The following is a 21118-nucleotide window of genomic DNA, read 5'->3' on the forward strand; positions in this document are numbered from 1 at the left end:
CCGACCGGCTCCCCGCCCCTACGGCTTGCCCTCCAGCGCCGGCGCGGAGGCCGCCCCCTCGACCGCCCCCACCGGCTCCCCAGCCCCGACGTTCTCGGCGCCCCGGCCGCCGTCCCCGGCACCCGTGCCCGCCGCCACCGCGGCCTTCCCCGCCCGCAGGGCGCGCGCCGTCCGCCGGGCCGTGCGCAGCGCGTCCCACGTCAGGAGGGTCAGGGCCAGCCAGACCAGCGCGAACCCGGCCCACCTCTCGGGCGGCATGGCCTCACGGAAGTAGACGACACCGAGCAGGAACTGGAAGACCGGGGCGAGGTACTGCAGCAGTCCGAGCGTGGACAGCGGCACGCGGATCGCGGCCGCGCCGAAGCAGACCAGGGGCAGCGCGGTCACCAGACCGGTCGTGGCGAGCAGCGCCATGTGCCCGGCGCCCTCGGAGGTGAACGTGGAGTCGCCCCGGCCGCTCAGCCACAGCAGATAGCCGAGCGCGGGCAGGAACTGGATCGCCGTCTCCGCGGCCAGCGACTCCAGGCCGCTGAGGTTGACCTTCTTCTTGACCAGGCCGTACGTGGCGAACGAGAAGGCGAGGACCAGGGCGATCCACGGCGGCTGCCCGTAGCCGACGGTGAGCACGACCACGGCGGCGAGACCGGTCCCGACGGCCGCCCACTGCACGGGCCGCAGCCGCTCCTTGAGCAGCAGCACGCCCATCGCGATGGTGACCAGGGGGTTGATGAAGTAGCCGAGGGAGGACTCCACGACCCGGTCGTTGTTCACGGCCCAGATGTAGGTGCCCCAGTTGAGCGAGATCACCCCCGCGGCCACGGCGACGAGCGCCAGCCGGCGCGGCCGGCGCACCAGCTCGACGACCCAGCCCCAGCGCCGTAGCACCAGCAGGGCCAGCGCGACCACGGCGAAGGACCACACCATCCGGTGGGCGACCACCTCGCCCGCGCCCGCGGGCTTGAGCAGGGGGAAGAACAGGGGGAAGAGCCCCCACATCCCGTAGGCCGCGAAGCCGTTCAGCAGTCCGATGCGCCGTTCGCCCTTCGGCTCGCCCACGGGGTCCTCCTCACCTCGTCGCTGTCACCCGCTCGGACGAAGGTAACGCCGACGACCCCCACCTGTCATGTCCGTACTTGTATACGGTCATGACACGCGGGGAGTGGGCACTCGGCGCAGCCGGTCACCGGAGCGCGGCCGCCGGCCGGCAGCGCACCGGTCACCGGGGCGCGACGGCCGGGACGGCGGGCGGAACCACCAGCTCAGCCCCGCAGCGCGGCCGCGACCGCGTCGGCGAGCGACGTGGTCGGACGCCCGGTCAGCCGGGACAGATCGCCGGTGGGGACGACCAGCTCGCCCTTCTCGATGGACGCGTCCACCCCGGCGAACACGGCGGCCAGCGGCTCGGGCAGGCCGGCGCCGGTCAGGATGCCGGTGAACGCCTCCACGGAGACGGGCCGGTAGACGATCTCCCGGCCGGTCTGCCGGCTCAGCTCGGCCGCGTACTCCGCGAAGGAGAACGCCGTGTCGCCGCCCAGCTCGTACGTCGTGTTCTCGTGGCCCTCACCGGTCAGCACCGCCACCGCGGCGGCCGCGTAGTCGGCGCGCGAGGCGGCCGAGACCCGGCCGTCCCCGGCGGCCTGCACCACGGCGCCGTGCTCCAGGACCGGGGCGAGGTGCTCGGTGTAGTTCTCGAAGTACCAGCCGTTGCGCAGCAGCACATAGGGCAGGCCGGAGGCCAGCAGGATCTCCTCGGTCGCGCGGTGGTCGTCGGCCAGCGCGGCGGTGAGGCTGCCGGGGGCGCTGGTGTAGGCGAGCAGGGCGACGCCCGCGGCCCTGGCGGCGTCGATGACGCCCTTGTGCTGGGCCGGGCGCCCCTTGTCGAACTCGTTGCCGGAGATCAGCAGCACCTTGTCGCCGGCCTCGAACACCTCGGCGAAGGTCTCGGGGGCGTTGTAGTCCGCGACCGCCAGCCGCACCCCGCGCGCGGCGAGGCCGTCGGCGCGCGCCTTGTCCCGCACGACCGCGGTGATCTGCTCCGCCGGGACCTTCTCCAGCAGCTGCTCCACGACGTGACGGCCGAGCTTTCCGGTGGCGCCGGTGACGACGATGCCCATGGTTCTTCTCTCCTTCGGTGGGTGTGACACTCACCTTAGGAGGGGCGCTAACTATTCGTAAGTACCCACTTTGAAGTAAGGTACTTGCATGGCAGTAAGTACGCGGGACACCGAGGCCATGTGCCCCTACCGCCTCGTCCTGGAGCACGTCACCAGCCGCTGGGGCGTCCTGGTGCTGATCGCGCTGCTGGAGCGCTCCTACCGGTTCAGCGAACTGCGCCGCGAGATCGGCCGCTCCGGGCGGGGCGTCAGCGAGAAGATGCTCACCCAGACCCTCCAGACGCTGGAGCGCGACGGCCTGGTCCACCGGGAGGCCCAGCCGGTCATCCCGCCCCGCGTCGACTACTCGCTCACCGAGCTGGGCCGCGAGGCCGCCGCACAGGTCCGCGCCCTCGCCCGCTGGACCGAGCACCGCATGCCCGAGGTCGAGCGCGCCCGCACGGCGTACGACGAGGCCCGCACGGCGTAGGACGAGGCCCGCACCGCGCACGACGAGGCCCGGGCGACCGGCGCCCGGGCCTCGTAGCGGAACGGAGTCGTCAGCCGACGACCGTCCAGGTGTCGCCGCCGGCCAGCAGGGCGGCCAGGTCGCCCTTGCCGTTCTGCTCGACGGCCGTCTCCAGCTGCTCGGACATCTGCTCGTCGTAGACCGGCCGCTCGACCGCGCGCAGCACACCGATCGGCGTGTGGTGCAGGGTGTCCGGGTCGGCGAGGCGGGACAGCGCGAACGCGGTGGTGGGGGAGGCCGCGTGGGCGTCGTGCACCAGCACGTCCGCCTCGTTCTCCGGCGTCACCGCGACCACCTTAAGATCGCCGGTCGCCGGGTCCCGTACGACACCCTTGGCGAGGTCGGCGCCGAAGCGGATCGGCTGCCCGTGCTCAAGGCGGATCACCGCCTCCTCGGCGGATGCCTTGTCCTTGAGGGCGTCGAAGGCACCGTCGTTGAAGATGTTGCAGTTCTGGTAGATCTCGATCAGTGCCGTGCCCGGATGGGCGGCGGCCTGCCGCAGCACCTCCGTCAGATGCTTGCGGTCGGAGTCGATCGTGCGGGCCACGAACGACGCCTCCGCGCCGAGCGCCAGCGACACCGGGTTGAAGGGCGCGTCCAGCGAGCCCATCGGCGTCGACTTGGTGATCTTCCCGACCTCGGAGGTGGGGGAGTACTGGCCCTTGGTCAGGCCGTAGATCCGGTTGTTGAACAGCAGGATCTTGAGGTTCACATTGCGGCGCAGGGCATGGATCAGGTGATTGCCGCCGATGGAGAGCGCGTCACCGTCACCGGTCACCACCCACACCGACAGATCCCGCCGGGACGCGGCCAGGCCCGTCGCGATCGCGGGGGCGCGGCCGTGGATGGAGTGCATGCCGTAGGTGTTCATGTAGTACGGGAAGCGGGAGGAGCAGCCGATCCCGGAGACGAACACGATGTTCTCGCGGGCCAGGCCCAGCTCCGGCATGAAGCCCTGCACCGCGGCGAGGATCGCGTAGTCACCGCAGCCGGGGCACCAGCGCACTTCCTGGTCCGACTTGAAGTCCTTCATGGACTGCTTGGCCTCGGCCTTGGGAACCAGCTTCAGTGCCTCAGTCATCGATGGCCTCCTTCAGGGCCTTGGCGAGCTGTTCCGCCTTGAACGGCATGCCGTTGACCTGGTTGTAGGAATGCGCGTCCACGAGGTACCTGGCCCGGATCAGTCCGGCCAGCTGGCCGAGGTTCATCTCGGGGACGACGACACGGTCGTAGCGTCCCAGGACCTCACCGAGGTTCTTCGGGAAGGGGTTGAGGTGGCGCAGATGGGCCTGCGCGATCTCGTGCCCGGCCGCGCGCAGCCGCCGCACCGCCGCGGTGATCGGCCCGTACGTCGATCCCCAGCCCAGCACCAGCGTGCGCGCGCCGGACGGGTCGTCGACCTCCACGTCCGGGACGTCGATGCCGTCGACCTTGGCCTGCCGGGTGCGGACCATGAAGTCGTGGTTGGCGGGGTCGTAGGAGATGTTGCCGGTGCCGTCCTGCTTCTCGATGCCGCCGATGCGGTGCTCCAGGCCCGGCGTGCCCGGCACCGCCCACGGGCGGGCCAGCGTCTGCGGGTCCCGCTTGTACGGCCAGAACACCTCGGTGCCGTCGTCGAGGGTGTGGTTGGGGCCCTGCGCGAACTGCACCTGAAGGTCGGGCAGCTCCTCCAGGTCCGGGATCCGCCACGGCTCCGAGCCGTTGGCCAGATAGCCGTCGGACAGCAGGAACACCGGCGTGCGGTAGGTCAGCGCGATCCGGGCCGCCTCCAGCGCCGCGTCGAAGCAGTCCGCCGGGGTGCGCGGCGCGACCACCGGCACCGGCGCCTCGCCGTTGCGCCCGTACATCGCCTGGAGCAGATCGGCCTGCTCGGTCTTGGTCGGCAGACCCGTCGACGGCCCGCCGCGCTGGATGTCCACCACCAGCAGCGGCAGCTCCAGCGACACCGCCAGCCCGATGGTCTCCGACTTCAGCGCCACCCCCGGACCGCTCGTCGTCGTCACCGCGAGGGAGCCGCCGAAGGCCGCGCCCAGGGCCGCGCCGATGCCCGCGATCTCGTCCTCGGCCTGGAAGGTGCGCACCCCGAAGTTCTTGTGCTTCGACAGCTCGTGCAGGATGTCGGAGGCCGGGGTGATCGGGTACGAGCCCAGGAACAGCGGCAGATCCGCCTGCCGCGAGGCCGCGATCAGCCCGTAGGCCAGGGCCAGGTTCCCGGAGATGTTGCGGTAGGTGCCCACCGGGAACGCCTTCGCCGCCGGCGCCACCTCGTAGGAGACCGCGAAGTCCTCCGTCGTCTCGCCGAAGTTCCAGCCCGCGCGGAACGCGGCGATGTTGGCCTCCGCGATCTGCGGCTTCTTCGCGAACTTCGACCGCAGGAACTTCTCCGTGCCCTCCGTCGGCCGGTGGTACATCCATGACAAGAGGCCGAGCGCGAACATGTTCTTGCTGCGCTCGGCCTCCTTGCGGGTGAGGTCGAAGTCCTTCAGGGCCTCCACCGTCAGTGTCGTCAGGGGGACGGGGTGGAGGTGGTAGCCGTCGAGCGACCCGTCCTCCAGCGGGCTCGTGTCGTAGCCGACCTTCTGCATCGCCCGTTTGGTGAACTCGTCCGTGTTGACGATGATCTCCGCGCCGCGCGGCAGATCGCCCACGTTCGCCTTCAGGGCCGCCGGGTTCATCGCCACCAGCACGTTCGGCGCGTCGCCCGGCGTCAGGATGTCGTGGTCGGCGAAGTGCAGCTGGAAACTGGACACGCCGGGCAGGGTGCCGGCGGGCGCCCGGATCTCGGCGGGGAAGTTCGGCAGCGTCGACAGATCATTGCCGAAGGACGCCGTCTCCGAGGTGAAACGGTCGCCGGTGAGCTGCATCCCGTCACCCGAGTCCCCCGCGAACCTGATGATCACCCGGTCGACGCGCCGAACGTCCTTCGCCCCGGCCGGTCTGCGCTGTTCTCCAACGACGGTTCCGTCGGCCTGCTCCGCTGGGCTGCTGACCTTGCTGGTCACTGAACTGGACCTCCTTGACGGCGGCTGTCGGGGAGCGGCCTTCCCGAAGGCTTCCCCGATCCAACCCTACGTCCGTAAGGGTCGCCTTCCCCGGACCTCAGGAGTTTAGGTACGTCAGCACGGCCAGCACCCGCCGGTGATCGCCCTCGCTCGGGGACAGCCCCAGCTTCAGGAAGATGTTGCTGACGTGCTTCTCCACGGCCCCGTCGCTGACCACCAGCTGCTTGGCGATCGCGGAGTTCGTGCGTCCTTCCGCCATCAGCCCCAGCACCTCCCGCTCCCGCGGGGTGAGCCCCGCGAGCACGTCCTGCTTGCGGGAGCGCCCCAGCAACTGCGCGACCACCTCCGGGTCGAGCGCCGTACCCCCTCCGGCTACCCGCACCACGGCGTCCACGAACTCGCGGACCTCGGCGACACGGTCCTTGAGCAGATAGCCGACGCCGCGGCTGGAGCCGGCCAGCAGTTCGGTGGCGTAGCGCTCCTCGACGTACTGCGACAGCACCAGGACCCCCAGGCCGGGGTGCGCCTGCCGGAGCCGTACCGCGGCCCTGACGCCCTCGTCCGTATGGGTCGGGGGCATGCGCACGTCGGCCACGACGACATCGGGCAGCGCGTTCTCGGCGTCCAGCTCGGCGATCGTCTTGATCAGCGCCTCGGCGTCGCCCACTCCGGCGACCACGTCGTGGCCGCGGTCGGTGAGGAGGCGGGTGAGGCCCTCTCTGAGCAGCACGGAGTCCTCTGCGATGACTACGCGCACTCTTTGCTCCATGTGGTTCGGTCCCCCCGTGGCCTGGCTCTGCTCGTACGTGTCTCAAGCATTCCAGGAAAGAGCGGGGAGAGGGGCTGCCAACGTCTGTTTCCGGCCGTCCGGGGGTGTCCGCGGCCGGCCGCGCCCACTCCGGCGGAGCCGCACATCGATACGGCCCCGCACCCCCAGGGGGTTGCGGCTAACCCCGCCAGGGCAGTTCCGCCGTCACCGTCGTCGGGCCGCCCGCCGGGGAGTCGACCACCAGGATCCCGTCCACCGCGTCCAGGCGTTCCGCGAGGCCCGCCAGACCCGAGCCCGCGTGCGTCTGCGCGCCTCCGACACCGTCGTCCGTGACCTGGAGCATCAGGCGGCTGTCCGCGCGCCACACGTCCACCGTGGCCGAGCGGGCACGGGAGTGCTTGCTGATGTTCTGGAGGAGCTCGGAGACGGTGAAGTAGGCGATGCCCTCGATGGCCGGCGCCGGGCGGGAGGGGAGGTCGACCTCGACGGTGACCGGGACCGTACAGCGGGAGGCCACGGCGGAGAGGGCGGCGTCGAGGCCGCGGTCGGTGAGGACGGCGGGATGGATGCCGCGGGCCAGGTCGCGCAGCTCCTGGAGGGCGGTCTTCACCTCGCCGTGCGCCTCGTCCACCATCCGCGCGGCCGCCCGCGGGTCCTCGGCCAGCTTCTCCTTCGCCAGGCCCAGGTCCATGGCCAGCGCCACCAGACGGGCCTGCGCGCCGTCGTGCAGGTCACGCTCGATGCGGCGCAGATCGGCGGCCGCCGTGTCGACGACGACACCGCGGTCCGACTCCAGCTCCACCACCCGCGCCGACAGCCGCGACGGTCCCAGCAGCCCGTGCACCAGAACCCGGTCCACCATCGTCAGCGCCCTGACGATCCAGGGCGTGGCCAGCGTGAACAGCAGCCCGATCAGAGCCGTCACGGTGATCTCGAAGGGGTTGTCCAGATAGATCGCGTGGGTCTCGTCGCCGTAGAGCTGGAGCCCGTCCTGGCCGCCGTACACCGGGAAGAGCCAGAACCACAGGGGATACGTCAGCATCGCCCAGCCGTACGACCAGAAGGCCACCGCCACCGCGAAGGAGAACACCGCCCACGGCAGGTGCAGCACCGCGTACAGCAGCTGCCGCCACGAGGAGCCGCTCTTGAAGACCGCCCCGACCCAGGCCATCAGGCCGTTGCGGCCCGTCCGCAGCGGCTCCGGGTCGGCCACGTCGACGTGCAGCAGGGCCCGCGCCCGCGCCCGCTCCAGGGCGCCGAGGCCCCGGCAGCCGGCCAGGGCGGCGGCCAGCACCGGGACGCCGAGGAAGGTGACCACCAGGCCGATGCCGAGCGCCGTCATGGTGATCGCGTACACGAACATCAGGACGGCGACCGGCAGGCCCAGCAGCACATAGGCGAGCTCCCGCCAGTGCCGCGCCTCGAACGGCGCCCGCAGCCCGGCGGGCAGCCGGCGCCGCTCGTCGTACCGCTCGTACTCCCGTCCGTACCCGGTCTCGCCGTATCGCGTGGTGGCCATCTGGATGTGCCCGTCCGTTTCTGCTCGCGGATCCCTGCTGTCCTGCGTCCAGCCTCTCGGCCCGGCGGTGCGCGGACCATGGAGTCCGTCGGCGTCTTCGCTGGGGGGTTTTCCCTACCTCCGGCCGCTACCGCCGGTCGTTCGCGACGGAGCGCTCCCGCCACGGCAGCTCGGCCGTGACCGTCGTCGGACCGCCCTGCGGCGAGTCCACGACGAGCAGCCCGTCCACCGCGTCCAGCCGCTCCGCGAGCCCCCGCAGACCGCTGCCGCCGTCCAGCGAGGCCCCGCCCCGGCCGTCGTCCTCGACCTGGAGGAGCAGCCGGTCGTCCGTCCGCCACACCTCCACCGAGGCGGCCCGGGCCCCCGAGTGCTTGCTGATGTTCTGCAGGAGCTCGGAGACCGTGAAGTAGGCGATGCCCTCGATGGCCTCGGCTGGCCGCGCGTCCAGGTCGACGGTCACCTTCACCGGCACCGTGCAGCGCGAGGCGACCGAGGACAGCGCCGCGTCCAGACCGCGGTCGGTGAGCACGGCCGGGTGGATGCCGCGCGCCAGGTCCCGCAGCTCCTGAAGGGCCAGCTTCACCTCGCCGTGCGCCTCGTCGACCATCGCGGCCGCCGAGTCGGGGTCCTCCAGGAGCTTCTCCTTCGCCAGCCCCAGCCCCATGGCCAGATTCACCAGCCGGGCCTGCGCCCCGTCGTGCAGATCCCGCTCGATGCGGCGCAGGTCCGCGGCCGCCGTGTCCACCACCACCCCGCGATCGGACTCCAGTTCGGCGATACGGCGTTCCAGCTCGTCCGACGGCGACAGCAGCGCGCGCACCATCGCCCGGTCCGCGTTCGCCAGACCCCGCGCCAGGAACGGCAGCACCGGCCACAGCACGAACAGCGACACCAGCGTCACCACGAACGTCATCACGCCCCACGGCAACCGGATGAGCTCGTACAGCAGCGTCCGCCACCCCACCGGGTCCTTCAGCACCATCCACAGCCCCCGCAGGAGCCCGCCCCGCCCGTGCAGCCGCAGCGGCGACGGCTCCTCGATCCGCACCCCCAGCAGCGCCCGGGCCCGCGCCCGCTCCAGCTTCCCCAGCTGCCGTGCCCCCGTCAGCCCCGCCGCCAGCAGCGGGAACCCGATCACGGTCACGGTGAGCGAGGCACCGGTGACCACCACGGTCACCACATAGACGAAGCCCACCAGCGCCGCCGGGAAGTTCGCCAGGAGATGCGCGATCTCCTTCCAGGTGTGAGCGTCGTAGGCGAGGCGTGGCGGCGGCAGCGGCTCGGCCGTGTCGCCCGCGGACGGAGTACGTTCGGTCATACGGGTCAGCCTGCCCGTCCGCGCCCGGCCACGCCATGAGGCGGACCGCCCGGCACTGCTGGGGAAAACCCCACCCCTGGCACCGCCAGGGCATCTCAAGGCGTGACGGGCTGCTTACCGTCTCTTTATCAGGGCCTAGACTCCCGTGCGTACTGAACGTCGAACACAGGTCGTCGAGGGTCGAGGGCCAAAGGGAGCGAGGAGACGGACGTGCGGGAACCGACCGTCGATCCGGCTGTCGTCGTCGCGGCGGACTACTTCGAGTCCTATTCGGTCGTCGGACTGCTCGCCGCCGTCGGCGTGCTGTTCGTCGCCGTCGCCTTCGGGGCCGGACGGCTGCTGCGGCCCGCCGTGCCCACCCCCGAGAAACTCCTCACCTACGAGTGCGGCGTCGACCCCGTCGGCGAGGGCTGGGCCCACACCCAGGTCCGCTACTACGTCTACGCCTTCCTCTACGTCATCTTCGCCGTCGACTCGATCTTCCTGTTCCCCTGGGCGACGGTGTTCGCCGCCCCCGGCTACGGGGCGACGACCCTCGTCGAGATGTTCATCTTCCTCGGCTTCCTGGCCGTGGGTCTGCTGTACGCGTACAAGAAGGGCGTCCTGACATGGATGTGACGCCGGACATGGAGACGACACCGGGTCCCGTCCCGCTCCCCGAGCCGAAGCGGCTGGGCGCGCTCTCCCGCCTCGCCCCCGAGCCCATGAAGGTGGTCCTGAACTGGGGCCGCCGCTACTCGCTGTGGGTCTTCAACTTCGGCCTCGCCTGCTGCGCGATCGAGTTCATCGCCGCGTCGATGGCCCGCCACGACTTCATCCGCCTCGGCGTGATCCCCTTCGCGCCCGGCCCCCGCCAAGCCGACCTGATGGTGGTCTCCGGCACGGTCACCGACAAGATGGCCCCCGCCGTGAAGCGGCTGTACGAGCAGATGCCCGAGCCGAAGTACGTCATCTCCTTCGGCGCCTGCTCCAACTGCGGCGGCCCCTACTGGGACTCCTACTCGGTGACCAAGGGCGTCGACCAGATCATCCCCGTCGACGTCTACGTCCCCGGCTGCCCGCCGCGCCCCGAGGCGCTGCTGCAAGGCATCCTCAAGCTCCAGGAGAAGATCGCCCGCGAGTCCCTGGGCGAGCGCTACGGCACCGCCCGCCCCTCGGTGTCGGCCCTCCAGAGCGACCTGGTGAAGCCTCCGGTCCCGAACGAGGGGGCCGAGCGATGACCACCGCCGGCTGGCTCCCCGCCCCCGCCGAGGAACTCTTCGGCCCGGACGCCACGGCCGAGGAGTCCTACGACGTCCTGACCGTCGACGTGCCCCCCACCGCCTGGCTGTCCGCCCTGCGCACCGCCCGCGACGAGCTCGGCTGCACCTACTTCGACTGGCTCAGCGCCGTCGACGAAGGCGGCACCGGCTTCCGCGTCTGCGCGCACGTCGTCGCCCTCGCCCCCGTCCACCGGCTTCTCGTGCGCACCACGGTCCCGCCCGAGGCGCCCACGCTGCCCACCGCCGTGGACCTCTACGCCGGTGCCGCCTGGCACGAGCGCGAGACCCACGAGATGTTCGGCGTCACCTTCGAGGGCCATCCCGGCCTCGACCACCTCCTCCTCCCCGAGACCTTCGAGGGCCACCCCCTGCGCAAGGACTTCGTCCTCGCCGCTCGCGTCGCCAAGGCATGGCCCGGCGCCAAGGAACCCGGCGAGTCCGACCACGGCGGCCCCAAGCGCCGCCAGATGCTCCCGCCGGGCGTCCCCGACCCCAACGACTGGGGCCCCCTCAAGGGCCAGCTTCCGCCCGCTCCGACCCGCCCCGCCCGAGGCACCGCCCGCCCCGCCGGCGAACGCCCGCCCCGCCGCACCCGCACCGCGTCGGAGGGCTCCGCCAGCCAGACGCCCGCGACCGCGGCCCCGGCCCCCGGCCAGGAGCCCCCGGCGCCGACGGCAGGCCCTCGCCGCGCCCGCACCGCGTCCCAGGGCTCGGCGTCCCAGCGCACGCAGGCGCCTGCCGCGAGCTCGCCGGAGACCGGCGCGCAGCCGGAGGGCACACCACCGACGCCCCCGGCGGGGCCCCGGCGTGCCCGCAGCGCATCGCAGGGCTCGGCGTCCCAGCGCGCCGCGGCCGCGGCCACCCCGGCAGCGCAGCAGCCGACCCCCGCCGAGCCGAGGCCCGCCGAGCCGAGGCCCGCCCCCGCCCCGCGCAGCCCGGACGCCCCCTGGCACCACGCCCGCCCGGCCTTCGACGAGACCGAGGCCACCGAGCCCCCGGCCTCGAAACGCCCGGCCGCGAAACCCCCGGCTGCGCAAGAACCGGCCCCGGAAGCCGTCAGCTCCGACGACCCGGCCCGCCGGGATGAAGCCGTCGGCTCCGACGCCCCCGCCCGCGGTGATGAAGCCGTCGGCTCCGACGACCCCGCCATCCCCGACAACCCCCCGACCCCCGAAGACCCCGCAGGAGGCCCGCAGTGAACGACGCTCTCGACGTCGCCCTGCGACTCCTGATCGTCTTCGGCGTCTTCCTCACCTTCCCGCTGATCATCGGCCAGACCGAGCACAAGGTGATGGCCCACATGCAGGGCCGCCTCGGCCCGATGTACGCCGGCGGCTTCCACGGCTGGGCCCAGCTCGTCGCGGACGGCGTGAAGTTCGTGCAGAAGGAGGACGTCGTCCCCGCCGGCGCCGACCGCCGTATCTTCCAGCTCGCCCCGGCCGTCGCCCTGCTGCCCTACCTCCTCGTGCTGCTCGCCATCCCGATCGGCCCGAGCGAGGGCGCCGTCGGTGAGGTCATCGACGCGGGTGTCTTCTTCGTGCTCGCGGTCATGGGCGTCGGCGTGCTCGGCTCCCTCATGGCCGGCTGGGCCAGCGCCAACAAGTTCTCCCTCCTCGGCGGTCTGCGCACCGCCGCCCAGCTCCTCGCCTACGAACTCCCGATGCTGCTCACCGCCGCCTCGGTGGCGATGGCGGCCGGCACCGTCTCCCTCCCCGGCATCGTGGACGCCTTCGAGTGGTGGTGGCTGCCCTGGCAGATCGTCGGCGCGATCGTGTTCTTCGTCGCCGGACTGGCCGAGCTCCAGCGGCCCCCCTTCGACATGCCCGTCGCCGACTCGGAGATCATCTTCGGCGCGTACACCGAGTACACCGGTCTGCGTTTCGCACTGTTCCTCCTCGCCGAGTACGCCGGAATCGTCGTCCTGTGCGGCCTGACCACCGTCCTGTTCCTGGGCGGCTGGCACGGCCCCTGGGGCGCCGACGGCCTCGGCTGGGTGTGGACCCTGCTGAAGACGGCCGTCCTCGCCTTCCTCGTGATCTGGCTCCGCGTGACCTATCCCCGCCTGCGCGAGGACCAGCTCCAGAAGCTCTCCTGGACGCTCCTCGTCCCCCTCTCCCTCGCCCAGATCGCCCTCACCGGCATCGTCAAGGTGGTGATCAACTAACCATGGCTGTGCCATCCCCTCCCTCCCGGCCCCGCATCCCCGGCTCCGGCCTCGCCAAGGGCCTGGCCGTCACCCTCCGCACGATGACGAAGAAGACCGTCACCGAGCAGTACCCGGACGTCCAGCCCGACCTCCCGCCCCGCACCCGCGGGGTGATCGGCCTGTTCGAGGAGAACTGCACGGTCTGCATGCTCTGCGCCCGTGAGTGCCCCGACTGGTGCATCTACATCGACTCCCACAAGGAGACGATCCCCGCGGCGACCCCCGGCGGCCGCGAGCGCAGCCGCAACGTCCTCGACCGCTTCGCCATCGACTTCTCGCTGTGCATGTACTGCGGTATCTGCATCGAGGTCTGCCCCTTCGACGCCCTCTTCTGGTCCCCGGAGTTCGAGTACGCCGAGACCGACATCCGCGACCTCACCCACGAGCGCGACAAGCTGCGCGAGTGGATGTGGACCGTGCCGGCCCCGCCCGCCCTCGACCCCGGCGCGGAGGAGCCGAAGGAGATCGCCGCCGCCCGCAAGACGGCGGAGAAGCTGGCCGCCCAGCAGCAGCCGGAGACCACCGAGTCCCACGCCGCTGAACAGGCCCGTGCCGCCGAGCAGCCGACGCGCCCGCAGGGCGCCTCCCGGCAGCAGACGGACCAGCCGAGGCCGGAGGGCGGGGAATGACGCTCGCAGCGACCACCGCCCGCCTCGCCGCGGACGCGTCCACCGCCACCACCACGGCCGCGGACACTCACGGCTTCCTCTCCCCGACCGGCGTCGAGATCGCCTTCCTCCTCGTCGGCCTGGTCACCTTCGGCGCCGCCCTGGTCACCGTCACCACCCGGCAGCTGGTGCACGCCGCCCTGTGGCTGGTGGTCACCCTCGGTGGCCTGGCCGTCGAATACCTCCTGCTCACCGCCGAGTTCATCGCCTGGGTGCAGGTGCTGATCTACGTGGGTTCCGTCGTCGTCCTCCTTCTCTTCGGTCTGATGCTCACCAAGGCCCCCATCGGCCGCTCCCCGGACGCGGACTCCGGCAACCGCTGGGCCGCCCTCGCCGTGGCCGTCGCCTCCGCGGCGGCCCTGATCTGGGTGGTCGTCGACGCCTTCCGCACCACCTGGATCGACCTCGACGGCGCCCCGGCCGGCTCCACCGAGGTCACCGGCAAGGCGCTCTTCCAGAACTGGGTCCTCCCCTTCGAGGCCCTCTCCGTCCTCCTGCTCGCGGCCCTGGTCGGCGCGATCGTCCTGTCCCGCAAGGCGAAGGCGGAGTCGAGCTCTCCCCCTGTGAACTCCCGGACCAGCACCGCCGGTTCCCCTTCCGCCCCGAATTCCCTGAATCACCCGATCGGGCGACCCAAGCGGACGGAGCGATCGAAGGCGGCGCCGCAGGCCGACCCGATCCAGCAGGCCGGCCCCTCACCGCAGGTCGACCCGGCCGAGCAGGCCGGACCCTCCCCGCAGGCCGACGCCTCCCCGCAGGGCACCGCCTCCCCGCAGGGCACCTCCCCGGCCGAGCAGGAAGGCGCCCGCTGATGCACCTCGCCTATCCCGCCGTACTCTCCGCCCTCCTCTTCTGCACCGGCCTGTACGGCGTCCTCGCCCGCCGCAACGCGATCCTGGTCCTGATGTCGGTCGAGCTGATGCTCAACGCCGTCAACCTCAACCTGGTCGCCTTCGACGTCTGGCTGAGCCGCACCGCCGAGGAGACCCTGCACTCCGGCCAGGCCCTGACCCTGTTCACCATCGCCATCGCCGCCGCCGAGATCGGCATCGGCCTGGCGATCGTCCTCGCCGTCTACCGCAACCGCGGCACCTCGGACATCGACAAGCTCCGCGACACGGCCGAGGGCCACGAGACCGACGTACCCGAGGCCGGGACCGCCGCCGAGAAGGCTGAGGCCACCGCGTGACCACGACCACCGCCGCCGTCCTCGTCCCCCTCCTGCCGTTCCTCGGCGCCGTCGCCGGACTGCTCCTCGGCCGCACCGCCCCCGGCTTCGTGCGCCCGCTCGCGGTCCTGCCGACCCTCACCGCCCTCGGCCTTGCCGCCCTGGTCGCCGCCCGCCAGGGCGGGGACGCGCCCGTCGACGCGGCCACCGAACTCACCCCGACCGGGTCCGTCCCGATCGAACTCGTGCTCCACATCGACGGCTTCGCCGCCCTTGTCGCCGTACTCGTCGGCGTCGTCGCCACCTGCGTGCAGATCTACTCCACGGGCTATCTGCGCGAGGACCCGCGCTACCCCTCCTACGCCGCCCTCGTCTCGCTGTTCACCTCCGCGATGCTGCTGGTCGTCTACTCCGGCGACCTGATGGTGCTGCTGGTGGGCTGGGAGGTCATGGGCATCTGCTCCTACTTCCTGGTCGGCCACTACTGGGAGACCCCGGAGGCCCGCGCCGCCTCCCTCAAGGCGTTCCTGGTCACCAAGCTCGGTGACGTCCCCTTCCTGATCGGCCTGTTCGCACTCGCCGTGGACGCCGGGTCGTTCCGCATCACCCAGGTCCTCGGCGCCGTCGCGAGCGGCGCCCTCGACCACCCGACACTGATCGCGCTGCTGCTCCTCGCGGGCGTGGCGGGCAAGTCGGCGCAGTTCCCGCTGCACACCTGGCTCCCCGACGCGATGGCCGGCCCCACGCCGGTCTCCGCGCTGATCCACGCCGCGACGATGGTCGCCGCCGGCGTGTACTTCGTCGCCCGGCTCCTGCCCGTCTTCCAGACGTCCACGGCCGCGATGGTCACCCTCGCCGTGATGGCCGCCGTCACGATGGTCGGCTCGGGCCTCGCCGCGCTCGCCCAGGACGACATCAAGCGCGTCCTCGCGTACTCGACGATCGGTCAGCTCGGCTACATGACCGGCGCCCTCGCCGTCGGCGACCGCGGTGCCGCCGTCTTCCACCTCCTGTCCCACGGCGCCTTCAAGGCGCTGCTGTTCCTCGCCGCCGGCGCGGTCATCCACGCCGCCGGCACCAACTCGCTGGCCGCGATGTCCCGCATGAAGGACCTGCGCGCCCGCGTCCCCGACGCCTACTGGACGATGACCGTGGCGTTGCTCGCGCTCGCCGCGATCCCGCCGTTCAGCGGCTTCTTCTCCAAGGAGTCCGTCCTCGGCGCCGCCGAGCACGTCTCCACCGGCCACACCGAGCACGCCCCCGGCACGGCCGGCTGGATCGTCCTCGTCGCCGGCCTCCTCACCGCCCTGCTCACCGCCGCCTACGCCACCCGGCTGTGGCTGCGCGCCTTCCGCGGCCAGGGCACCGAGGCCCCCGACCACGGCCGCCAGCCCCTGACGATGACCGTGGTGCTGTGGGTGCTCGCCGTACCGTCCCTCGCCCTCGGCGGCCTCGCCTACCGGGTGCTGCCCGACTGGTTCGACGGCAACGACCTCGCCCCGACCCTCACCACCTCCGTCCTCGGCACGGGCGTGGCCCTCGCCGGCGGTCTGGTCACCTACGCCGCCTGGCGGCACACCACCGCCCTCGCCGCGCGCGTGCCCCTGGGCGCGGTCGCCGCCCACCCCGAGGGCGACGCCGGACTCGTCGAGGCCGAGGCCATCGCGACCCACGCGCCCGCCTACGGCGACGTGGCCCACGCCCCGGACCCGTCCGACCCCGGACGCCTGCTGCTCGGCCCGCTGCACCGGCACGCGGCCGTCGGCTTCCACCTCGACGCCGTGTACGCGGCGCTGTTCGTCCGCCCGGTCAAGGGCGGCGCGAGTCTCGTGCGGTTCCTCGACCGCGAGGTCGTCGAGACCTACGTACGCGGCGCGGGCGCCCTGCCCCGACTGCTCGGGGCGGCCGTCCGCCGCGCCCAGACCGGCAATGTGCAGACCTATGTGAGCGCGCTGCTCGCCGGCACCGTCGTCCTGGCGGTCGCCGTCGTCCTCGTCGCCACGGGAGCGTGAGCAGGCGTGATCGATATCAACGAGTCAGTGATGCAGTTCCTTCTGGCGTTCGTCGTCGTCGGCCCGCTCCTCGGCGCCGCCGCCGCTCTGCTGCCCGCCCCGCCCGGACTGAAGGGGAAGTCGCCCGACCAGGCCGTGCTCCGGCACGGCGTGACCGTCACCGGCGCGGTCCTTCTCGCCGCGATCGTCCTCGCGCTCGGCTTCGACCACGACCACCCGTCGACGATGCAGGCCAGCACGGACATCAGCTGGATCCCCGCACTCGACGTGCGCATCCACCTCGGCATCGACGGCATCTCCCTCCCCCTTCTGGTCCTGACCGCGCTGCTGACCTTCCTCTGCGCGCTGTACAGCTACTTCAAGATGCCCGCGGGCCCGTCCCCGAAGGCATTCGTCGCCCTGCTGCTCGTCCTGGAGTCCGGCACCCTCGCCACCTTCGCCGTCCTCGACCTGCTGCTGTTCTTCCTCGCCTTCGAGATGGTCCTGATCCCGATGTACTTCCTCATCGCCCGCTGGGGCGGCGAGCAACGGGCCCAGGCCGCCTGGCGGTTCATCCTCTACACGCTGCTCGGCTCCGTGGTCATGCTGCTCGGCCTCCTGCTGATCGGCATCGAGGCGGGCACGTTCGACATGGTGGCACTCGCCACTGACAACGGCCGGTCCCTGACCGCGTCCGTGCAGGTCATCGCCGTCCTGGCGATCGGCCTCGGGCTCGCCGTGAAGACCCCGATGTGGCCGCTGCACAGCTGGCTGCCCGACGCCCACACCGCCGCCCCGACCGTCGGCTCGGTGCTGCTCGCGGGCGTCCTGCTGAAGATGGGCACCTACGGCTTCGTCCGCATCCTGCTGCCGGTCACACCCGACGGATTCCAGGACTTCGCCCCGTACCTCGCCGCCTTCGCGGTCGTCGGCATCATCTACGGGTCCCTCGCCTGCCTGGCCCTCGCCCGGCGCGGCGCCAAGGGCGACCTGAAGCGGCTCATCGCCTACTCCTCAGTCGGCCACATGGGCTTCGTCCTGCTCGGCATCGCCACCATGACCCCGACCGGCGTCAACGGCGCCCTGTTCGCCAACATCGCCCACGGCCTCATCACCGGCCTGCTGTTCTTCCTGGTCGGCGCCCTGAAGGACCGCACCGGATCCACCGACCTCGACACCCTCGCCGAGCAGACCGGGGCCGCCCTGTACGGCAGGGCACCGCGCCTCGGCGGCCTGCTCGCGTTCGGCGCCGTCGCCTCCCTCGGGCTGCCCGGACTGGCCGGGTTCTGGGGCGAGATGCTCGCGCTGTTCGGCGCGTTCGACCCCGCCGAGGGCCTGAGCCGGCCCGCGTTCCTCACCTTCATGGCGATCGGCGCGTTCGGCACCCTGCTGACGGCCGCCTACCTGCTGATCGTGGTCCGCCGGGTGTGCATGGGCGCCCCGAAGGACGAGGTGCCGAAACTGGCCGACGTGCAGACCTACGAGTTCGCGGCCTGGACCCCGCTCGTCGTCCTCACCGTCGTCGCCGGCCTGTGGCCCAAGACCCTCCTCGGCCTGACCGACCCGGCCGTGCAGCAGCTCCTCGCAGGAGGCACCCGATGAGCTCCCCGGCCCAGACGCAGGCCCTCAACCTCGTCCAGGACGTCGACTGGCTCGCCATCGCGCCGCCCACCATCGCCGCGGTGGTCGCCCTCGCCGTCCTCGTCGCCGACCTGTTCGTCCCCGACGCCCGCAAGCCCCTGCTCGGCTGGATGTCGATCGCCGGCCTCGCCGCCGCCACGGTCATGCTGCTGCCCCTCCTGGACGGCGACCGCTCCACGTTCTGCCTCGTCGGCGACACGCGCGTGTGCAGCTACACGGCGGACCGCTTCACCCTGGTCATCCAGTTCCTGGTCCTCGGCGGCGCCCTGCTCGCCGCCCTGCTGTCGGTCACCGCGCTGAAGGACGCGCGCAAGGAGCTCCCCGAGGGTGAGTTCTGGTTCCTGCTGCTGTCCTCCGCCGCGGGCGCCGCCCTGCTGCCCGCCTCACGGGACCTCGCGACCCTGATCGTCGCCCTGGAGGTGGCCTCCCTGCCCGCCTTCGCCCTGGTCGGACTGCGCTACGGCGACCGGCGCTCCTCCGAGGCCGCCCTGAAGTTCTTCCTGTCCTCGGTCACGGCCACCGCCGTCAGCCTGATGGGCATCAGCTTCGTCTACGCCACCACGGGCACCCTCTACCTCACCCAGCTCGCCGAACGCATCCAGGACGTCGACGGCCAGCTGCACACCCTCGCGCAGACCGGCGTCGTCCTCACCCTCGTCGGCTTCGCCTTCAAGACGGCCGCCGTGCCCTTCCACTTCTGGGTCCCCGACACCTACGTCGGCGCCCCCCTGCCGGTCGCCGCCTATCTGTCGGTCGTCGGCAAGGCGGTCGGCTTCTCCGGCCTGATCCTCGTCACGGTGATCGCCCTTCCGTCGTACGCCGACGTCTGGGGCCCCGCCCTCGCCGCGCTGGCCGCCCTCACCATGACCGTCGGCAACGTCGGCGCCCTGCGCCAGCAGGGCACGCGCGCGTACAGCGCCGTACGCCTGCTCGCCTGGTCCTCCGTCGGCCAGGCCGGCTACCTCCTGGTACCGATCGCCGCCGCCGCGTACACCGACGACGCCGAGCACGCCGTCGGCTCCACCGTCGCCTACGCCCTCATGTACGGCGCCGTGAACCTCGGCGCGTTCGCCGTGGCCGCCCTGGTGGGCCGTACGCACACCGCGAACCGGGTCGCGGACTACCGCGGCCTGTACGCGAAGAACCCGGTGACCGCGCTCGTCCTGGCGTTCTTCCTGCTGTGCCTGGCGGGCCTGCCGCCCGGCATCATCGGCCTGTTCGCCAAGGTCGCCGTCTTCTCGGCGGCCGTCGACGCGGGCCTGGGCTGGCTGGCCGTGGTGATGGCGGTGAACGTCGTGATCGCGCTGGTCTACTACCTGAGGTGGACGGCCCTGCTGTTCCGCGCCCCCGAGGGCGAGCCCGGCCGGCACGTCGCCCCGGCGCCCCTCACGGCCGCGATCGCCGTCACGGCCGTCATCGGCGTCGCCCTGTCCGGGGCGCCCCAGCTGGTCCTGCGCTTCGCGGACACGGGGCTCTTCTGAGCGCTCCTCGCCGCAGGCACGGAGGCGGGTCACCCGTACGGCCGACGCCCGCCTCCGCCCGCCCCCGCGCGCACAAGGGAACTAGTGGCTCTCGCCTCGCGTTGTTCACAGCGGGAGGGTCCACTGGACGTGACACCACGGCACCAGTGGCACCGGAGATCGACCAGCAAAGGGTTCCCCTGCCGCACCACTTGGAGGGCGTACCGTGCACCGCCGGCACAACGGGCTCAGGACCGCAGTACTCCTCGGGGGACTGTCCGCACTCATCATCGTCATCGGCGGCTTCTTCGGCCGTACGGGACTGGTCGTCGCGGTACTGATCGCGCTCGGCACCAACGCGTACGCGTACTGGAACAGCGACAAGCTGGCCCTGCGCGCCATGCGGGCCCGCCCGGTCAGCGAGTTCGAGGCCCCGGCGCTCTACCGGATGGTCCGCGAGCTCTCCACGCAGGCCCGCCAGCCCATGCCCCGCCTGTACATCTCCCCGACGGAGGCGCCCAACGCCTTCGCCACCGGCCGCAATCCGAGAAACGCCGCCGTGTGCTGCACGGAGGGCATCCTGCGCCTGCTCGACGAGCGCGAGCTGCGCGGCGTCATCGGCCATGAGCTCAGCCACGTCTACAACCGCGACATCCTCATCTCGTCGGTCGCCGGAGCGCTCGCCTCGGTGATCATGTTCCTGGTCAACTTCGCCTGGCTGATCCCCATCGGCCGCTCGGACGACGACGACGGCCCCGGCCTGCTCGGCATGCTGCTGATCATGATCCTGGGCCCGCTCGCCGCCACCCTCATCCAACTGGCCATCAGCCGCTCCCGCGAGTACGAGGCCGACGCCTCCGGCGCCCAGCTCACCGGCGACCCCCTCGCTCTGGCCTCCGCCCTGCGCAAGCTGGAGACCGGCACCAAGCAGCTCCCGCTGCCCCCCGAGCCCCGGATCGAGACCGCGAGCCACATGATGATCGCCAACCCGTTCCGGCCCGGCCAGGGCATGTCCCGGATGTTCTCCACCCACCCGCCCATGGCGGAGCGCATCGCCCGCCTCGAGCAGATGGCAGGTCCCGGCCGATGAAAGCGATCCTGAACGTCATCTGGCTCGTCCTGAGCGGCTTCTGGCTCTTCCTCGGCTACCTGGCCGCCGGTGTGCTGCTCTGCATCACGATCATCGGCATCCCGTTCGGCATCGCCGCGTTCCGGATCGGCGTCTATGCCCTGTGGCCCTTCGGCTACACCACCGTCGAGCGCCGCGACGCGGGCGCCCCGTCCTGCGTGGGCAACGTCCTGTGGCTGCTGCTGGCCGGCTGGTGGCTCGCCCTCGCCCACATCGCCACCGGCATCCTGCTGTGCCTGACGATCATCGGTATCCCGTTCGGCATAGCCAACTTCAAGCTGATACCGGTCTCCCTGGTCCCGCTGGGCCGCGAGATCGTCCCGACGGACAGGCCGTTCGCCGCGCGCTGACCGGCGGCCGGCG

At 71.9% G+C, this 21118-nt stretch carries 20 protein-coding genes; 13 read left to right on the forward strand and 7 right to left on the reverse strand.

The window, feature by feature from the left end:
- Positions 1–18 precede the first annotated feature (18 nt).
- Both rarD and ACSU6M_RS20110 read right to left on the reverse strand, forming a co-directional pair.
- Positions 19–996, reverse strand: a complete 978-nt coding sequence (gene rarD, locus ACSU6M_RS20105) for an EamA family transporter RarD (protein WP_437075252.1) — start codon at positions 994–996, stop codon at positions 19–21.
- Between the two features lie 263 nt (positions 997–1259).
- Positions 1260–2114, reverse strand: a complete 855-nt coding sequence (locus ACSU6M_RS20110) for an SDR family oxidoreductase (protein WP_437071133.1) — start codon at positions 2112–2114, stop codon at positions 1260–1262.
- An 88-nt stretch (positions 2115–2202) separates the two neighbouring features.
- Here ACSU6M_RS20110 and ACSU6M_RS20115 point away from each other — a divergent pair, with 88 nt between their 5' ends.
- Positions 2203–2583 carry a winged helix-turn-helix transcriptional regulator gene (locus ACSU6M_RS20115; protein WP_437071134.1) on the forward strand — a complete coding sequence of 127 codons (381 nt, stop codon included), beginning with the start codon at positions 2203–2205 and terminating at the stop codon, positions 2581–2583.
- Positions 2584–2653: 70 nt separating this feature from the next.
- Here the strand turns inward: ACSU6M_RS20115 and ACSU6M_RS20120 are convergent, their stop codons facing one another.
- From ACSU6M_RS20120 to ACSU6M_RS20140, 5 genes are all read right to left on the reverse strand, one after another.
- A complete protein-coding gene (locus ACSU6M_RS20120) occupies positions 2654–3703 on the reverse strand; it encodes a 2-oxoacid:ferredoxin oxidoreductase subunit beta (protein WP_437071135.1) in 1050 nt (349 codons plus the stop codon).
- Positions 3696–5624 carry a 2-oxoacid:acceptor oxidoreductase subunit alpha gene (locus ACSU6M_RS20125; protein ID WP_437071136.1) on the reverse strand — a complete coding sequence of 643 codons (1929 nt, stop codon included), beginning with the start codon at positions 5622–5624 and terminating at the stop codon, positions 3696–3698. The genes ACSU6M_RS20120 and ACSU6M_RS20125 overlap by 8 nt, the downstream gene beginning before the upstream one ends.
- Before the next feature lie 97 nt (positions 5625–5721).
- The gene (locus tag ACSU6M_RS20130) at positions 5722–6393 is read right to left on the reverse strand and encodes a LuxR C-terminal-related transcriptional regulator (RefSeq protein ID WP_437071137.1); all 672 of its coding nucleotides are present in this window, start codon (positions 6391–6393) and stop codon (positions 5722–5724) included.
- Between the two features lie 178 nt (positions 6394–6571).
- On the reverse strand, positions 6572–7912 hold the full coding sequence (locus ACSU6M_RS20135; RefSeq protein ID WP_437071138.1) for a sensor histidine kinase: 1341 nt from the start codon (positions 7910–7912) through the stop codon (positions 6572–6574).
- Positions 7913–8039: 127 nt separating this feature from the next.
- Positions 8040–9230: a sensor histidine kinase gene (locus ACSU6M_RS20140; RefSeq protein ID WP_437071139.1), complete on the reverse strand. Its 1191-nt coding sequence runs from the start codon at positions 9228–9230 to the stop codon at positions 8040–8042.
- A 210-nt stretch (positions 9231–9440) separates the two neighbouring features.
- Between ACSU6M_RS20140 and ACSU6M_RS20145 the strand changes: the two genes are divergently transcribed.
- From ACSU6M_RS20145 to ACSU6M_RS20200, 12 genes are all read left to right on the forward strand, one after another.
- Positions 9441–9848, forward strand: coding sequence for an NADH-quinone oxidoreductase subunit A (locus ACSU6M_RS20145; protein WP_437071140.1), 408 nt, complete (start codon positions 9441–9443; stop codon positions 9846–9848).
- A gap of 8 nt (positions 9849–9856) precedes the next feature.
- Positions 9857–10450: an NADH-quinone oxidoreductase subunit B gene (locus ACSU6M_RS20150; RefSeq protein ID WP_437075254.1), complete on the forward strand. Its 594-nt coding sequence runs from the start codon at positions 9857–9859 to the stop codon at positions 10448–10450.
- Entirely contained in the window at positions 10447–11691 is a 1245-nt protein-coding gene (locus ACSU6M_RS20155; protein WP_437071141.1) for an NADH-quinone oxidoreductase subunit C, read from the forward strand. The genes ACSU6M_RS20150 and ACSU6M_RS20155 overlap by 4 nt, the downstream gene beginning before the upstream one ends.
- Positions 11688–12656 carry a complex I subunit 1/NuoH family protein gene (locus ACSU6M_RS20160; protein ID WP_437071142.1) on the forward strand — a complete coding sequence of 323 codons (969 nt, stop codon included), beginning with the start codon at positions 11688–11690 and terminating at the stop codon, positions 12654–12656. The genes ACSU6M_RS20155 and ACSU6M_RS20160 overlap by 4 nt, the downstream gene beginning before the upstream one ends.
- Before the next feature lie 2 nt (positions 12657–12658).
- Positions 12659–13327 carry a NuoI/complex I 23 kDa subunit family protein gene (locus ACSU6M_RS20165; RefSeq protein WP_437071143.1) on the forward strand — a complete coding sequence of 223 codons (669 nt, stop codon included), beginning with the start codon at positions 12659–12661 and terminating at the stop codon, positions 13325–13327.
- Positions 13324–14178 (forward strand): NADH-quinone oxidoreductase subunit J, encoded by an 855-nt coding sequence (locus tag ACSU6M_RS20170; RefSeq protein WP_437071144.1) that lies wholly within the window; start codon positions 13324–13326, stop codon positions 14176–14178. Before ACSU6M_RS20165 ends, ACSU6M_RS20170 begins: the two co-directional genes overlap by 4 nt.
- On the forward strand, positions 14178–14555 hold the full coding sequence (nuoK, locus tag ACSU6M_RS20175) for an NADH-quinone oxidoreductase subunit NuoK (protein WP_437071145.1): 378 nt from the start codon (positions 14178–14180) through the stop codon (positions 14553–14555). The genes ACSU6M_RS20170 and nuoK overlap by 1 nt, the downstream gene beginning before the upstream one ends.
- Positions 14552–16546 carry an NADH-quinone oxidoreductase subunit 5 family protein gene (locus tag ACSU6M_RS20180; protein WP_437071146.1) on the forward strand — a complete coding sequence of 665 codons (1995 nt, stop codon included), beginning with the start codon at positions 14552–14554 and terminating at the stop codon, positions 16544–16546. Before nuoK ends, ACSU6M_RS20180 begins: the two co-directional genes overlap by 4 nt.
- 6 nt (positions 16547–16552) lie before the next feature.
- Entirely contained in the window at positions 16553–18127 is a 1575-nt protein-coding gene (locus tag ACSU6M_RS20185; RefSeq protein ID WP_437071147.1) for a complex I subunit 4 family protein, read from the forward strand.
- On the forward strand, positions 18124–19647 hold the full coding sequence (locus tag ACSU6M_RS20190) for an NADH-quinone oxidoreductase subunit N (RefSeq protein ID WP_437071148.1): 1524 nt from the start codon (positions 18124–18126) through the stop codon (positions 19645–19647). Before ACSU6M_RS20185 ends, ACSU6M_RS20190 begins: the two co-directional genes overlap by 4 nt.
- A gap of 205 nt (positions 19648–19852) precedes the next feature.
- A complete protein-coding gene (htpX, locus tag ACSU6M_RS20195) occupies positions 19853–20716 on the forward strand; it encodes a zinc metalloprotease HtpX (protein ID WP_437071149.1) in 864 nt (287 codons plus the stop codon).
- Complete coding sequence (locus ACSU6M_RS20200; RefSeq protein ID WP_437071150.1) at positions 20713–21105, forward strand: YccF domain-containing protein; 393 nt, start codon at positions 20713–20715, stop codon at positions 21103–21105. The genes htpX and ACSU6M_RS20200 overlap by 4 nt, the downstream gene beginning before the upstream one ends.
- The last annotated feature ends 13 nt before the right edge of the window (positions 21106–21118 follow it).

Source organism: Streptomyces sp. enrichment culture (assembly GCF_964272895.1).
Taxonomy (GTDB): domain Bacteria; phylum Actinomycetota; class Actinomycetes; order Streptomycetales; family Streptomycetaceae; genus Streptomyces.

Coding starts and splice junctions, on each gene's coding strand:
- ACSU6M_RS20170 (WP_437071144.1), top strand. CDS start 13,324: ATGACGCTCGCAGCGACCACCGCCCGCCTCGCCGCGGACGCGTCCACC.
- ACSU6M_RS20150 (WP_437075254.1), top strand. CDS start 9,857: ATGGAGACGACACCGGGTCCCGTCCCGCTCCCCGAGCCGAAGCGGCTG.
- ACSU6M_RS20120 (WP_437071135.1), bottom strand. CDS start 3,703: ATGACTGAGGCACTGAAGCTGGTTCCCAAGGCCGAGGCCAAGCAGTCC.
- ACSU6M_RS20200 (WP_437071150.1), top strand. CDS start 20,713: ATGAAAGCGATCCTGAACGTCATCTGGCTCGTCCTGAGCGGCTTCTGG.
- ACSU6M_RS20135 (WP_437071138.1), bottom strand. CDS start 7,912: ATGGCCACCACGCGATACGGCGAGACCGGGTACGGACGGGAGTACGAG.
- ACSU6M_RS20110 (WP_437071133.1), bottom strand. CDS start 2,114: ATGGGCATCGTCGTCACCGGCGCCACCGGAAAGCTCGGCCGTCACGTC.
- rarD (WP_437075252.1), bottom strand. CDS start 996: ATGTGGGGGCTCTTCCCCCTGTTCTTCCCCCTGCTCAAGCCCGCGGGC.
- ACSU6M_RS20165 (WP_437071143.1), top strand. CDS start 12,659: ATGGCTGTGCCATCCCCTCCCTCCCGGCCCCGCATCCCCGGCTCCGGC.
- nuoK (WP_437071145.1), top strand. CDS start 14,178: ATGCACCTCGCCTATCCCGCCGTACTCTCCGCCCTCCTCTTCTGCACC.
- ACSU6M_RS20115 (WP_437071134.1), top strand. CDS start 2,203: ATGGCAGTAAGTACGCGGGACACCGAGGCCATGTGCCCCTACCGCCTC.
- ACSU6M_RS20155 (WP_437071141.1), top strand. CDS start 10,447: ATGACCACCGCCGGCTGGCTCCCCGCCCCCGCCGAGGAACTCTTCGGC.
- ACSU6M_RS20140 (WP_437071139.1), bottom strand. CDS start 9,230: ATGACCGAACGTACTCCGTCCGCGGGCGACACGGCCGAGCCGCTGCCG.
- ACSU6M_RS20130 (WP_437071137.1), bottom strand. CDS start 6,393: ATGGAGCAAAGAGTGCGCGTAGTCATCGCAGAGGACTCCGTGCTGCTC.
- ACSU6M_RS20190 (WP_437071148.1), top strand. CDS start 18,124: ATGAGCTCCCCGGCCCAGACGCAGGCCCTCAACCTCGTCCAGGACGTC.